This is a genomic window from Comamonas fluminis (assembly GCF_019186805.1).
Lineage (GTDB): Bacteria > Pseudomonadota > Gammaproteobacteria > Burkholderiales > Burkholderiaceae_C > Comamonas > Comamonas fluminis.
In genome coordinates this window covers 3,772,318-3,785,743 of the sequence record NZ_CP066783.1, presented here as the reverse complement: position 1 = coordinate 3,785,743, position 13,426 = coordinate 3,772,318, and the positions used below count along the sequence as shown (strand labels likewise).

Sequence of the window (13,426 nt, the reverse complement as noted above, 5' to 3'; positions counted from 1 at the left end):
ATGCGCTTCTGGGATCGGCAACAAGAAGCCCGGCGCAGCACGCGCTGGCTGTTGCTGGCGTTTGGCCTGTGTGTGCTGGCTGTGGTGGCATCGGTGCATCTGGGGCTGACGCTGGCCTGGTGGCTGGGGACGATGGCCTTTGGCGGCTGGAAATATCCCGTGGGTTTCACCGCTGTGAATATCGGCATGACGCTGCTGCTGGTGCTGGGCGGCTGCTGGATAGAGCTGGACCAGCTGCGCCATGGCGGGCGCAAGTTGGCCGAGAGGGTGGGCGCGCGTGAGGCCAGGCCGGGCAGTTCTCTGGCAGAGCAGCAACTGTGCAACATCGTGGATGAAATGTGCATTGCCGCACATTGGCCATCGCCGCAGGTCACGGTGCTGGCGCGTGCCGAGGCCATCAACGCGTTTGCAGCGGGCTGGGATGCGCAGGACGCGATCATCGCCGTCACGCAAGGCGCGCTGGACCAACTGACGCGTGAAGAAATGCAGGGGCTGGTGGCACATGAGCTATCGCATCTGCGCGAAGGCGATACGCGGCTGAACATGCAGCTGGCGGGCATGGTTTATGGGCTGGAGCTGATTCATAACTTTGGCCAGAGCATGCGCGAGCGCGAAACACTGATTACCCAATGGTTTGGCGCATTCATTCAGGCGGCGGGCTTTATGGGCTGGTTGTGCGGGCAGTTGCTGAAAGCTGCCGTTTCGCGCCAGCGCGAATATCTGGCCGATGCGCGTGCCGTGCAATGGACGCGCAGCAAAGATGGGCTGGGCGGCGTGCTGCGCAAGGTGCTGACCCAGCGGGAGATAGCGCGGCGCCAGTACGGCAGCTGGCAGGCTGATCTGCGCGGCCACGCAGGGCTGGATCACCGGCTGGTGCAGCACATGCTGCTGGCTGAGACGCCCCATGCCAGCCGCCTGGAAGACTGGCTGGAATCACACCCCACGGTGCCAGAGCGCGTACGCCGCATTTATGGTCGTGATATGGGCCCCTTGCCGCTGCCGCTCAATAACGTACCCCAGGGAAGATAAGGCGATTTGATGCTGTAGCCACGGCGCAATAAGCGCAGGCAGCTATCAAAATGAAAGCGGTTGGCTCAGAATAATTTGCGCTTGCCCGGTTGCAGCAGCACAACCAATGCGCCAGCGCCGCCCTCGGCGGGGCGTGCTTGCACAAAAGCGAGAACTTCTTTTTTCTGCACCAGCCAGCGCTGAACCTTGCCTTTGAGCACCGGCGTGCGCCCGGGCGAGCCCAGGCCCTTGCCATGCACAATGCGCACGCAGCGCACACCGGTGCGGTGCGACAGGCGAATGAACTGGCCCAGCGCCTCGCGGGCTTCGTCAGAGCGCAGGCCGTGCAGATCTAGCTGGCGCTGAATGCTCCACTGCCCGCCGCGCAGCTTGCGCGTCACATCCAGGCCAATGCCGGGGCGGCGAAAACTCAGCTGGTCATCCACATCCAGCAAGGTGCTGACGTCGAACTCATCGCTCATGGCCTCGCGCAGCACGTTTTGTTCGTCGATAACCAGCTGCAAGGGCAGGGGAGAGGGCGGAGGCTCCTGAAAACTGACTTCGTTGCGTGAGCGCAGCGGGGAAATCTTGCCAATGCTCAGCGTAAACAGATTGCGTTCACGCTCGCGGGCGGCACGGGCCTCGGCCTGAGCGGCTGCCAGCGCCTCGGCCTGCTCGCGGGCGATTTTGAGCTGGCGTGAGATGCCCGCCAGATCGTGCAGAGAGCGATGAGCGTGGTTCATAGCCGGCCTTCCTCGGCCATGGAGCACGCTGCGCCCGGCGCCACGATGATGTGATCCAGCACGCTGACATCAATCAGCGCCAGAGCGGCTTTGAGCGTGGCGGTCAGCGACTTGTCGGCCGTGCTGGGCTGCACGCTGCCGCTGGGGTGGTTGTGGGCCAGAATGACCGCACCGGCCTGATGGTGCAGGGCGCGCAGCACCACTTCACGAGGGTAAACCGAAGTTTGCGTCAGGGTTCCGCGAAACATTTCTTCCAGGGCTAACAGGCGGTTCTGGCTATCCAGAAACAGCACGGCAAAGACTTCATGGCTTTTGGCAGCCAGGTGCAGTTGCAGATAGTGTTTGACCGCCTCGGGTGAGGCAAGCACTTCCCGCTCACGCAGTTGCTGGGCGGTGGCTCGACGGGCCAGCTCCAGCACGGCCATCAGCTCGGCCCGCTTGGCGGGGCCCAGGCCTTTGACACTGCTCAGGTCCTGGTAACTGGCTGCCAGTAGCCCGGCGATACCGCCAGTGCCCGGCAACTGAAGCAGCTCCTGCGCCATCTGCAGTACGGTTTTGCCCGCCATGCCGGTGCGCAAAATAATGGCCAGCAGCTCCGCATCCGAGAGCGCAGCCGGCCCCCGCTGCGCAAGCTTTTCGCGCGGCTGGGCATCCAGAGGCAGGTCTTTGATGGGCATGAGGCAATGTGAGCGAGCAGGTGAGTGGGCGTGGTGAAGAGGCTATCCGCAGCACACAGCGCGGGGGCATGAGGGATTTTCTACAATACGGGCCAGTTTATCGGGACTTTCATGACCACAAGCGCTACCTCCACCGCCGCCGCTACGGACCTGCCCGTTGTGCAGGCAGGCTCCTTCCTCACCCTGCATTACCGCCTGGCCGGGCCTGCAGGCGATGTGATCAACACCTTCAGCGAAAAGCCCGCGACCCTGTCTCTGGGCGCTGGAGAGCTGTCCCCCGCCATGGAAGACAAGCTGATGGGCTTGCCAGAAGGCACGCACACCACGTTCGAGCTGGCCGCTGGCGAAGCCTTTGGCGAGCGCAACCCCGAGATGATGCAATGGGTGGCCCGCAAGCTGATGAATGAGCTGGGCGACCCGCATGAGCAGTACACCGCTGGCGATGTGGTGCAGTTTCCCACGCCCGATGGCCTGGGCAGCTACGCAGGCGCGGTGGTGCAGGTGCGTGAAGATGGTGCCGTGCTTTTTGACTTCAACCACCCGCTGGCAGGCCAGCCCGTGACGTTTGAAGTCAAGCTGATCGGGGTGCTCTGACGTGCTGGGCGCCAAAGAAGTTCTGCTGGCCGAGCCGCGCGGCTTTTGCGCCGGGGTCGATCGCGCCATCGAGATCGTGGAGCGGGCGCTGACCAAGTTTGGCGCGCCTATCTATGTGCGCCACGAGATCGTGCACAACACCTTTGTGGTCAATGACCTCAAGGCCAGAGGCGCTATCTTTATTGAAGAGCTGGACGAAGTCCCGGCGGGCGCCACGCTGATTTTTTCGGCGCATGGTGTCAGCAAGGCCGTGCAGCAGGAGGCCGAGCGCCGTGGCTTCAGCATCTTCGATGCGACTTGCCCGCTGGTCACCAAGGTGCATGTGGAAGTCGCCAAGCTGGCCAAAGAAGGCTACGAATTTCTGATGATTGGCCACAAAGGTCATCCGGAAGTCGAAGGCACCATGGGTCAGCTTTCCGAGGGCATTCACCTTGTTGAAGACGAAGCCGATGTGGCCAAGGTGGCACCGCGCCAGACCGAAAAGCTGGCAGTGGTGACGCAGACCACCTTGTCTGTGGATGACGCTGCAGGCATCAAGGCCGCCATCAAGGCACGCTTTCCGCTGGTGCGCGAGCCCAAGCAGCAAGACATCTGCTACGCCACGCAAAACCGCCAGGATGCCGTGAAGGTGCTCGCGCCGCAGGTCGACCTGGTTATCGTTGTGGGCAGTCCCACCAGCTCCAACAGCAACCGCTTGCGTGAACTGGCGGACCGCTTGGGCACGCCCGCCTATATGGTGGACAACGCGGGTGAGCTGAAAGAAGAGTGGTTTATCAGCGCGGCCCGCGTGGGCCTGACGGCAGGTGCTTCAGCCCCTGAAGTGCTGGTGGATGAAGTCATCGCACGCATTCGTCAGCTGGGCGCCGTAGCCGTGCGCAAGATGGACGGCATTGAGGAAACCATCAAGTTCCCGCTGCCCAAGGGACTGAAGATCGACGCTGCCACAGGCCTGGAAATCGAAGTGCGCAAAGCGCCTGAAACAGGCCACTGAACGCAAAGACTTCTTCTTTCATAGCGCCTTGCGCTGGTTATTCAATCGTTTCAGATGTATTTCATTTGAAATTCTATGAATAGCTTGCGCAAGGCGCTTTGTTTTTGATAGTTGCCCAGAAGCCGACTGTTGCCTGCTTTCCCGTCTAAACCATGGGAAGTCCAGTCGCTCTAAAATCTCACTCTATGCTCGACATTCAACTTCTCCGCAAAGATCTGGACTCGGTCGTCGCCCGACTGCTGACCCGCAAGAACCCCCAAGCCTTCCTGAACGTGGAAGCCTTCAAGGCGCTGGAATCCGAACGCAAGTCCATCCAGACGCGCACGGAGGAGCTGCAGTCCAAGCGTAATCAGCTGTCCAAGCAAATTGGCATGCTGATGGGCAAGGGTGAGAAAGACGCTGCCGAAGCCGCCAAGGCCGAAGTCGCCGCCATGAAGAGCGAGCTGGAACAGTCCGCCACGCGTCTGGATCAAATTCAGAGCGAGTTGCAGACCATGCTGGCGGCTGTGCCCAATCTGCCCCATGAATCCGTGCCCGTTGGCGCTGATGAAGCGGCTAATGTGGTGGTGCGTACCTGGGGAACGCCCAGAAACTTTGACTTCCAGATCAAGGATCACGTGGATCTGGGCGCGCCCATCGGTCTGGACTTTGAATCCGGCATCAAGCTGACCGGCGCTCGTTTCACCGTCATGCAAGGCCAGATCGCCCGCCTGCACCGTGCACTGGCGCAGTTCATGCTGGACCTGCAGACCGAAGCGCATGGCTACACCGAATGCTATGTGCCCTATATCGTCAACAGCGATTCGCTCAAGGGCACAGGCCAGTTGCCCAAGTTTGAGGGCGATCTGTTTGCCGCGCAAAAGGGCGGTCAGGACGCCGAACCAGTGCCCGACACCGCGGCCCTGTACCTGATTCCTACGGCCGAAGTACCTCTGACCAATCTGGTGCGCGACGAAGTGCTGGCGGAAGACCGTCTGCCCATCAAGCTCACTGCACACAGCCCCTGCTTCCGTTCCGAAGCTGGCTCCGGCGGTCGCGACACGCGCGGCCTGATTCGCCAGCACCAGTTCGACAAGGTCGAGATGGTGCAGATCGTCCACCCCGAAAAGAGCTACGAAGCACTGGAAGAGATGACGGGCCATGCCGAAGCCGTGCTGCAGAAGCTGGGCCTTCCCTACCGCGTCATGAGCCTGTGCACTGGTGACATGGGCTTTGGCTCTGCCAAAACCTATGACCTGGAAGTCTGGGTTCCCGCGCAAGACACCTACCGCGAAATCAGCTCGGTCAGCAACTGCGAAGCCTTCCAGGCCCGCCGCATGCAAGCACGCTTCAAGAATGCTCAGGGTAAGAACGAACTGGTGCACACCCTGAACGGTTCCGGCCTGGCTGTTGGCCGCACGCTGGTCGCTGTACTGGAGAACTATCAGAACGCCGATGGCTCCATCACCGTGCCAGAAGCACTGGTTTCGTACATGGGCGGCAAAACTTTGCTGAAGGCCTGAATTTTTAGGCTATAATTTCAGCTTCGACACACAGGAGAGGTGGCAGAGTGGTCGAATGTACCTGACTCGAAATCAGGCGTACGTGAATAACGTACCGTGGGTTCGAATCCCACCCTCTCCGCCAATGCGGCTGTAGCTCAGCTGGATAGAGTACTTGGCTACGAACCAAGGGGTCGTGGGTTCGATTCCTGCCAGCCGCACCAGATACAAGCCTCAGAGTAGAAATACTCTGGGGCTTTTGTCTTTCCGGGTTTGAATCTCGACGAATGTTTTCGCTAGTTTGCAGGAAATTGCAGTAACTGTCTCGGGGTAGTCATTTTTGCGGATAGAATTACGGCTTCGCGGCTGTAGCTCAGCTGGATAGAGTACTTGGCTACGAACCAAGGGGTCGTGGGTTCGATTCCTGCCAGCCGCACCAAAACGTTAAGCCTCAGAACTGAAAAGTTCTGAGGCTTTTTCGTTTGTGCTTCAGCTTCAAATCAATTGCTAGTGTTTGTCAGTAAAGCGCTGGATGCTATGCAATTTGATTCAGTGGATGGACTGGCAAGCAGGTGACAAGCCTGTATCTGCATTCGTGCCATGCTGTGCTGTCGCCATCAGCAATTGGGAGGCCGCGTTATGTCTGTCAAAGATGAGTTTCTGACGCATGAAGTTCTCAACCAGCCGCTGCCCCTGCCTGCGTATAACGCCTGGAGCAGCGACCGGGTATTGCAGGAAGCGGTGCAGCGGGAGGGCGGAGGTTGGGCTGCCGAGCGTTTGAGCAGGCATGGTGCGATTTGCGGTGGGCCGTTGATGGAGCTGGGTGAGCAGGCCAACGCACACAAGCCTGTGCTGCACAGCTTTGACCGATATGGTCGGCGCATTGATGCGGTGGAGTTTCATCCGGCCTATCACGATGTGATGCGGCACAGCATGGCGGCGCAGGTGCACAGCTTTTCGTGGAACCATGCGGATCAAGAGGGGGCGCATGTGGTGCGCGCGGCTTTGTCTTATCTTTCCGGGCAGGCAGAGGCAGGTACGGGATGCCCGCTGACCATGACGCATGCGGCAGTGCCGGTGCTGCACCGCAATCCCAGGTTGGCGCAGATCTGGTTGCCCAAGGTGCTGGGTAGCGACTATGACCCGCGCAGTCTACCGGTAGGCCAGAAGATAGCTTGCACCATCGGCATGGGGATGACGGAAAAGCAGGGTGGCACTGATGTGCGTGCCAATACCACGCGGGCCATTGCGCAGGCGGATGGCAGCTATGAAATCGTGGGGCACAAGTTCTTTTTCTCGGCACCCATGTGCGATGCGCATCTGGTGCTGGCGCAGACTGAGACTGGGCTCAGCTGTTTTCTGCTGCCGCGCGTGTTGGATGATGGGAGTCTGAATGCGGTGCGTATTCAGCGCCTCAAAGACAAGCTGGGCGACTGGAGCAATGCCTCGTCAGAGGTGGAGTTCCAAGGCGCGACGGCTTATCTGGTAGGGGGTGAAGGGCGGGGTGTTGCCACTATTTTGGAGATGGTTGCGCTGACCCGGCTGGACTGCGCCGTGGGCTCGGCAGCGGGCATGCGCCAGGCCTTGGTGCAGGCGCTGCACCACACCAGTCAGCGCAGTGTGTTTGGCAAACCGCTGGTGCAGCAGCCTTTGATGCGCAATGTGCTGGCCGATCTGGCGCTGGAAAGCGAGGCAGCAACTACGCTGGCCATGCGCATCGCACGCGCGGTGGACCGTGCACCGCATGATGAGCATGAATCCGCGCTGGCCCGGCTGGTTACAGCCGTGGGTAAGTACTGGATATGCAAGCGCGCTCCGGTGTTTGTGAACGAGGCACAGGAATGCCTAGGCGGTATTGGCTATGTGGAGGAAAACATTCTTCCCCGTCTCTATAGGCAGGCACCGCTGAACTCCATATGGGAGGGCAGTGGCAATGTGCAGTGTCTGGACGTGTTGCGTGCGCTGCGGCGAGAGCCTGAGGTGCGCGATGCCTTGTTTGCAGAGCTGTACCGCGTGCGAGGGGAAAGCGCGGCGCTGGATCAGGAAGCTCAGTGGCTGGATCAGGTGCTCAACGATGCAGCTGCTCTGGAACTGCGCAGCCGCTATATTGTTGAGCGCATGGCTCTGGCCTTGCAGGCCGCTTTGCTGCTGCAAGCTGCGCCCGGCAATGTGGCGTCAGCATTTTGCCAATCCAGACTGGCTGGAGCGCATGGCCTGGCGTTTGGTACGCTGGATGCATCGGCGCCGTTCGATGCCTTGATTGAGCGCGCCATGCCGCAACTTTGAGGGGGTGAGCTGAAAAATCCGGGTTTTCCCGAAATCTTCGCCAAAACGGGATATAATCAATGCTTCAGCGGCTGTAGCTCAGCTGGATAGAGTACTTGGCTACGAACCAAGGGGTCGTGGGTTCGATTCCTGCCAGCCGCACCAAAACGACAAGCCTCAGAATCGCAAGGTTCTGAGGCTTTTTCGTATCTGGCCTTAAACCTTCACTGGGTTTGCAGTGCTCGGATCTGTGTGAAGATCGGGTCTATGAGCAAGGCTTTCACCAAAGAATCCGATGGCGACGACGATGATGAAGTCGGCGCTTTGCCGCCATTGCCCGCAGGTGGCAAAAACTACATCACACCTGCAGGCTACCAGCGCCTGAAAGACGAGCTGCTGGAGCTGATTGACAACGAGCGGCCCAAAATTGTGGAAATCGTCCACTGGGCGGCCAGCAACGGTGACCGCTCGGAAAACGGCGACTACCTTTATGGCAAAAAGCGCTTGCGCGAGATTGATCGACGTATTCGCTTTCTGACCAAGCGCCTGGAAATTGCCGAAGTGGTGGACCCTGCTGTGCATGCAGGCAGTGACCAGGTCTTTTTTGGCGCAACCGTGACTTATGTGGATGACGAGGGTGTTGAGCGCAGCATCACCATCATGGGTATCGATGAGGCTGAGAGCGCGCTGAACCAGGTCAGCTGGATTGCGCCTGTCTCACGTGCGCTGCTCAAGGCCCGTATCGGCGATGAAGTTGCTCTGCCTACGCCTGCCGGTGTGCGCATGCTGGAAGTTCTGGATGTGAAGTATCCGGAGCGAGCCCAATAGCCGGCGCATAGCTTGTACACATCACTCGCCCATTCATGCAAAAAGCGCGACAGCCTTACGGTGTCGCGCTTTTGTTTTGAGAGCTGCGTGCGCAGGCTTTATCTTGAATTCAAGTTGGTTTGAACTGAGATTCAATATCTGGCGTGCGCAAATTGCTCTCATATTTGCATGTTCAGATGCGCGTTGAAATGCCTGACTACATGCCCGCTTGCAGGCGCTGCAGCAGCTCTAGCGTGGGGTAGGCGTCGGCAACCAGCCCCTGGCTTTGCTGATACTGCCGTAGGCCTGCACGGGTTGCGGGGCCCATCACCCCATCGGCGGTGCCAGCAGAAAATCCGCGCTGGTTGAGCGAGTTCTGCAGTGCGCGGGTCTGCTCTCGCGACAGCGGGGCCAGATCTCTTGGCCAGTCTGCAATCACGCCACCATTGCCCGCCAGTTGCTGTGACAGCAGGCCCACGCCCAGTGCGTAGTTGGTCGAGTTGTTGTAGCGAAGAATGGCGCGGAAGTTGCTGCCCACCATAAAGGCCGGGCCGCGTGCACCTGCAGGGGCGATGATGGCTGCACCTGCCATGGTGGGCAGAGCCTGCCCGCTAATGGTCTGCACGCCTTCGCTGGCCCAGGCGCTGCTGTTTTGGCGCTGCGAAAGCTCGGTACGAGCGTAGTCGAAGTTGGCAGGCGGGCGCACTTCAACGGCCCAGGGCTCGTTCATATTCCAACCTGAGCTGGCAATGTAGTTGGCGGTAGAGGCCGCGACGTCTGCCATGGAGCCCCAGATGTCCCGTCGGCCATCGCCGTCGGCATCCACCGCATATTGCAGGAACACAGAGGGCAGAAACTGGGTGTGACCCATGGCTCCAGCCCAGGAGCCCATCATGTGGGCAGCATCGATATCGCCGTTGTCGATGATGCGCAGTGCGGCAATCAGCTCTTTTTCCGCCCATTCGGCGCGGCGGCCTTCGTAGGCCAGGGTCGCCAGCGCATCAATGGTGGAGAAATTGCCAAAGTTGCTGCCGTAATTGCTTTCCATGCCCCAGATGGCTGCGATCACCGTGGCGGGCACGCCGTAGCGCTTGGCCGCAGATTGCAGGGCGGGCGCTGCCTCTTGCATCTTGGCCTTGCCGTTTTTGATGCGCAGAGGCGATACCGCACCATCCAGATACTGCCAGGGCGTGCGTGTGAATTCGGGCTGGGCCCGGTCGGAGTTCACAGCGCTGGCACGCAGGCGTGCGTTGCTGACATTGCGCAGGGTGGCTGGGCTGATGCCTGCTGCGCCGGCCTTGACCATGAAAGCCTGTTTCCAGCGCTCAAAGCCTTGCGCATCCAGGCGCGGGCGGCCTTCTTCAGGTGCAACGGAGGTCGGCTCAACCACACCCGAGATAGGCGCTGCAGGTGCAGATGGCGTAGTGGGAATATTTTCGGGGCGGCTGGCACAGCCCGCGAGTGAAACCGCTGCCACACAGGCAATGACAAGCAGTGAGCGGGGCTGGGAAAAAGCGGTGTAAGGCATGCAGCCATTGTCGCCTCTTCATGGCTGCCCTGAAGGCTGCGGCCTGTCAGAACAGGCTGGCAGCTTGCAACAATTTACAGTCTGCCAGGCTCTCGTCAGGCCATGACGCGGCTGGCTCGCACCACGGAATGCAGGCGGCGCAGATTGCGCAGTGCGTTTTCCAGCTGAACATTGTTGTGCACTGCAATTACAAAGCGCAGATCGGTGGTGCCCACAGCGACTTCATCGGTCATTTCCACCCGAACAATGTCTGCTTCGGCATTGGCCAGCTCGGCCGCAACGCGGGCCAGCACACCCTTGTTGTTCTGCACGGTAACCACAATGCCAGCTTCAAAGAGTCTGGCCACATCGTCGGCCCAGTCCACCGTGATGAAGCGGTCAGCATCTTTTTCGCGCAGCTTTAGTGCATTGCTGCAGTGGGCATGGTGCACCACCAGACCCTGGCCACCGAGGTAGCCCAGGATGGGGTCGCCTGGAACAGGGCGGCAGCAATGCGAGTAATAGACCGAGCTGCTTTCATCGCCATTGAGCGTGACGGCGCCCTGGAAGGGGCGGTTGTCGGTATTGAAGCGTTCCTGGGTGATCAGCAGGGCATCGGGGCGCACACCTTGCTTGGCCATGAAGGTGGTCATGCGTGCGGCGACCAGCGAAGCAATGCGGCGGCCCATGCCGATATCGACCATGAGATCGGCCGGTGTGCGGTTGCCTGTGATGCGCAAAATCTCGTCCCAGACCCCCTTGTTGGCATCATCCTGGAGCGGAATGGCATCAATGCCTTCGGCGCGCAGAGCTTGCCCCAGCAGGGTTTCACCCAGCTGCCCGGCTTCGGTCTGGGCGGCGGTCTTGAGGAATGAACGAATCTTGGAGCGTGCACGGCCCGTCTTCACAAAGCTCAGCCAGGCGGGGTTGGGCGTAGAAGTCTCGGAAGTGATGATCTGCACCACATCACCGCTCTTGAGTTCGGTGCGCAGCGGTACTTCTTCGTCATTGATCTTGGCCGCAGTGGTGCGATGGCCGATCTTGCTGTGAATGGCGTAGGCAAAGTCCACCACGGTGGCGCCGCGTGGCATGGCCATGATCTCGCTCTTGGGTGTGAACACGTAGACCGCATCAGGGAACAAGTCCACTTTGACATGGTCCCAGAACTCGGCCGCATCGCGGGTTTCGTTCTGAATGTCGAGCAGGGACTGCAGCCACTGGGTGGACAGTTGTTCGGAGTCGTGACCTTTTTGCGCCTTGTACAGCCAGTGTGCTGCCACGCCAGCCTCGGCCACGATATTCATCTCTTCCGTGCGGATCTGAAATTCGATGCTGACACTGGAAGGGCCCACCAGTGTGGTGTGCAGCGACTGGTAGCCGTTGCTCTTGGCAATGGCAATGTAGTCCTTGAAGCGGCCCGGCATGGGCTTGTACTTCTGGTGCAGCACACCCAGAGCGGTGTAGCAGTCCAGAACCTTGGGCACCATGATGCGAAAGCCGTAGATGTCGGTGACCTTGGCAAAGCTCAGCTGGTTCTTCTGCATGCGCAGATACAGCGAATACAGCGTGCTTTCGCGACCCACCAGACGCACTGGCAGACCTTGCTTGGAAAATTCGGTGTTGACCTCGTCCTGCACACGCTGCACCAGGTCGCGGCGGCGGGTGCGCGAGCGGCCAATGGCTTTTTCCAGTGTGGCGTAGCGCCAGGGGTGCAGGTGCTTGAACGACAGGTCCTGCAGCTCGCGGTAAGTCTGGTTCAGACCCAGGCGGTGGGCGATGGGTGCATAGATTTCCAGCGTTTCAGACGAGATGCGGCCCCACTTGCTGCGCGGCATGTCGCTCATGGTGCGCATATTGTGGGTGCGGTCGGCCAGCTTGATGAGGATGACGCGCACATCGCGGGCCATGGCCAGCAGCATCTTGCGGAAAGATTCGGACTGGTTTTCTTCGCGGCTGTTGAACTGCAGCTTGTCCAGCTTGGTCAGCCCGTCAACCAGCTCGGCCACATCTTCGCCAAAGCGCTGATCCAGGTCGGACTTGGTAATGCCGCAGTCTTCCATGGAGTCGTGCAGCAGGGCGGCCATCAGGGCCGGGGCGTCCAGTTTCCAGTTGGCACAGATGCCTGTGACGGCGATCGGGTGGGTGATGTAGGGGTCACCACTGCTGCGCCACTGGTCGGTGTGGGCCTTGTCGGCGTAGACATAAGCCTGCCTGACGCGATCCACACTGTCGGCGTCCAGGTAACTGAGGTGTTCCATCAGACCGGCAAACGCAGCAGCAGACACACTGGCCGCTTGCTCAGCAGACATGCGCTGAGGCTTGGCCGGTGCCGGGGTGGAGGAAGCAATCGTCGAGTTCTGGGCCGCTGTCATATTCCTTAAATGTAGCGTGCAAGTCCTTAGTGCAAGTTAATGGCAACAAAAAAGCACCGACTAGCGGTGCTTAATTGTGCGTTTTGGTGCTGCGATGCAACAGGTTAACCCGGCACCTTCTTCAGCATTTCCAGGCCCACCTTGGTTTCTGCGATTTCGCGCAGGGCGGTGACGCCGGCCTTATTCTTGGTCTCAATCTTGGGTGTGTGACCCTGGTTGAGCATACGGGCGCGATAAGTAGCGGCCAAAACGAGCTGGAAGCGATTGGGGATTTGCTCCAGGCAATCTTCAACGGTAATGCGTGCCATCAGGAACTCCGGGAACGGTCAGTTGGATTCAGGGATGTTGAGCGACTCGAAGGTGTCGGCGCGAAGGCGCCGCTGGGCCGCATATTTGAGACGTTGCGCATGGATGATCGCTTTCAGATCAAAAAGCGCGCTCTCAAACAATTCGTTGATTATAACGAAGTCAAATTTTGCGACCTGCGCCATCTCTTCCGAGGCATTTTTCAGGCGCAGCTCAATGACTTCTGGCGTGTCTTCGCCACGGTTTTCCAGACGTGCGCGCAGCTCATCCCAGCTGGGAGGCAGGATGAAGATCAGCACAGCATTGGGAAACGCGTTCTTGACCTGCAATGCGCCCTGGTAGTCGATTTCGAGCAGCACATCGGTGCCGCCCTTGATACGCTCTTCCAGCGACTTCTTGGCCGTGCCATAGCGGCGGCTGTGCACATTGGCCCATTCGACGAAGCCATTGTTGGCAACCATGGCGTCGAACTCGGCGTCCGAGACAAAGTAGTACTCGCGGCCATGCTTTTCCTGGCCACGTGGTGCGCGTGTGGTGTGGGAGACAGAAGGGTAGACGCGCGCATCGAATTCACGCAGCGCGCGCACCAGAGAGGATTTACCAGCGCCGCTGGGGGCCGATACGACAAATAGATTTCCAGGATGGTCCATGACTTTGGGCATGAATGGGGAGCAT

12 protein-coding genes and 4 tRNA genes are annotated in these 13,426 nt (G+C 59.8%); 10 read left to right on the top strand and 6 right to left on the bottom strand.

The features are described from left to right. Positions 1-1,029, top strand: coding sequence for a M48 family metalloprotease (locus JDW18_RS17450; protein ID WP_218240725.1), 1,029 nt, complete (start codon positions 1-3; stop codon positions 1,027-1,029). A 65-nt stretch (positions 1,030-1,094) separates the two neighbouring features. Here JDW18_RS17450 and JDW18_RS17445 read toward each other — a convergent pair whose 3' ends face one another. Then, complete coding sequence (locus JDW18_RS17445) at positions 1,095-1,751, bottom strand: Smr/MutS family protein (protein ID WP_218240724.1); 657 nt, start codon at positions 1,749-1,751, stop codon at positions 1,095-1,097. After that, a complete protein-coding gene (gene radC, locus JDW18_RS17440; protein WP_218240723.1) occupies positions 1,748-2,428 on the bottom strand; it encodes a RadC family protein in 681 nt (226 codons plus the stop codon). The genes JDW18_RS17445 and radC overlap by 4 nt, the downstream gene beginning before the upstream one ends. A gap of 111 nt (positions 2,429-2,539) precedes the next feature. On the opposite strand from radC, the gene JDW18_RS17435 reads away from it, so the two are divergent. From JDW18_RS17435 to greB, 9 genes are all read left to right on the top strand, one after another. After that, positions 2,540-3,022, top strand: a complete 483-nt coding sequence (locus JDW18_RS17435) for an FKBP-type peptidyl-prolyl cis-trans isomerase (protein WP_218240722.1) — start codon at positions 2,540-2,542, stop codon at positions 3,020-3,022. Between the two features lies 1 nt (position 3,023). Next, entirely contained in the window at positions 3,024-4,013 is a 990-nt protein-coding gene (ispH, locus tag JDW18_RS17430; protein WP_218240721.1) for a 4-hydroxy-3-methylbut-2-enyl diphosphate reductase, read from the top strand. A gap of 185 nt (positions 4,014-4,198) precedes the next feature. Further along, positions 4,199-5,515 carry a serine--tRNA ligase gene (serS, locus tag JDW18_RS17425; protein WP_218240720.1) on the top strand — a complete coding sequence of 439 codons (1,317 nt, stop codon included), beginning with the start codon at positions 4,199-4,201 and terminating at the stop codon, positions 5,513-5,515. A 33-nt stretch (positions 5,516-5,548) separates the two neighbouring features. After that, positions 5,549-5,639 (top strand) — tRNA-Ser (locus tag JDW18_RS17420). A 2-nt stretch (positions 5,640-5,641) separates the two neighbouring features. Beyond that, positions 5,642-5,718: transfer RNA gene (locus JDW18_RS17415), tRNA-Arg, on the top strand. A gap of 138 nt (positions 5,719-5,856) precedes the next feature. Then, positions 5,857-5,933, top strand: a tRNA-Arg gene (locus JDW18_RS17410). A gap of 200 nt (positions 5,934-6,133) precedes the next feature. After that, positions 6,134-7,780 carry an isovaleryl-CoA dehydrogenase gene (locus tag JDW18_RS17405; RefSeq protein WP_218240719.1) on the top strand — a complete coding sequence of 549 codons (1,647 nt, stop codon included), beginning with the start codon at positions 6,134-6,136 and terminating at the stop codon, positions 7,778-7,780. Between the two features lie 67 nt (positions 7,781-7,847). After that, a tRNA-Arg gene (locus JDW18_RS17400) sits at positions 7,848-7,924 on the top strand. A 102-nt stretch (positions 7,925-8,026) separates the two neighbouring features. Next, a complete protein-coding gene (gene greB, locus JDW18_RS17395) occupies positions 8,027-8,587 on the top strand; it encodes a transcription elongation factor GreB (RefSeq protein ID WP_218240718.1) in 561 nt (186 codons plus the stop codon). A gap of 196 nt (positions 8,588-8,783) precedes the next feature. Here greB and JDW18_RS17390 read toward each other — a convergent pair whose 3' ends face one another. From JDW18_RS17390 to gmk, 4 genes are all read right to left on the bottom strand, one after another. Further along, complete coding sequence (locus JDW18_RS17390) at positions 8,784-10,094, bottom strand: lytic murein transglycosylase (RefSeq protein ID WP_218240717.1); 1,311 nt, start codon at positions 10,092-10,094, stop codon at positions 8,784-8,786. Positions 10,095-10,189: 95 nt separating this feature from the next. Further along, positions 10,190-12,445 carry a RelA/SpoT family protein gene (locus JDW18_RS17385; protein ID WP_218240716.1) on the bottom strand — a complete coding sequence of 752 codons (2,256 nt, stop codon included), beginning with the start codon at positions 12,443-12,445 and terminating at the stop codon, positions 10,190-10,192. 104 nt (positions 12,446-12,549) lie between these two features. Then, on the bottom strand, positions 12,550-12,753 hold the full coding sequence (rpoZ, locus tag JDW18_RS17380) for a DNA-directed RNA polymerase subunit omega (protein WP_158385060.1): 204 nt from the start codon (positions 12,751-12,753) through the stop codon (positions 12,550-12,552). Positions 12,754-12,771: 18 nt separating this feature from the next. Then, the gene (gene gmk / locus JDW18_RS17375; protein ID WP_218240714.1) at positions 12,772-13,401 is read right to left on the bottom strand and encodes a guanylate kinase; all 630 of its coding nucleotides are present in this window, start codon (positions 13,399-13,401) and stop codon (positions 12,772-12,774) included. Between the last annotated feature and the right edge of the window lie 25 nt (positions 13,402-13,426).

Coding starts and splice junctions, on each gene's coding strand:
- serS (WP_218240720.1), top strand. CDS start 4,199: ATGCTCGACATTCAACTTCTCCGCAAAGATCTGGACTCGGTCGTCGCC.
- radC (WP_218240723.1), bottom strand. CDS start 2,428: ATGCCCATCAAAGACCTGCCTCTGGATGCCCAGCCGCGCGAAAAGCTT.
- JDW18_RS17390 (WP_218240717.1), bottom strand. CDS start 10,094: ATGCCTTACACCGCTTTTTCCCAGCCCCGCTCACTGCTTGTCATTGCC.
- JDW18_RS17450 (WP_218240725.1), top strand. CDS start 1: ATGCGCTTCTGGGATCGGCAACAAGAAGCCCGGCGCAGCACGCGCTGG.
- JDW18_RS17405 (WP_218240719.1), top strand. CDS start 6,134: ATGTCTGTCAAAGATGAGTTTCTGACGCATGAAGTTCTCAACCAGCCG.
- JDW18_RS17445 (WP_218240724.1), bottom strand. CDS start 1,751: ATGAACCACGCTCATCGCTCTCTGCACGATCTGGCGGGCATCTCACGC.
- gmk (WP_218240714.1), bottom strand. CDS start 13,401: ATGGACCATCCTGGAAATCTATTTGTCGTATCGGCCCCCAGCGGCGCT.
- JDW18_RS17385 (WP_218240716.1), bottom strand. CDS start 12,445: ATGACAGCGGCCCAGAACTCGACGATTGCTTCCTCCACCCCGGCACCG.
- greB (WP_218240718.1), top strand. CDS start 8,027: ATGAGCAAGGCTTTCACCAAAGAATCCGATGGCGACGACGATGATGAA.
- JDW18_RS17435 (WP_218240722.1), top strand. CDS start 2,540: ATGACCACAAGCGCTACCTCCACCGCCGCCGCTACGGACCTGCCCGTT.
- rpoZ (WP_158385060.1), bottom strand. CDS start 12,753: ATGGCACGCATTACCGTTGAAGATTGCCTGGAGCAAATCCCCAATCGC.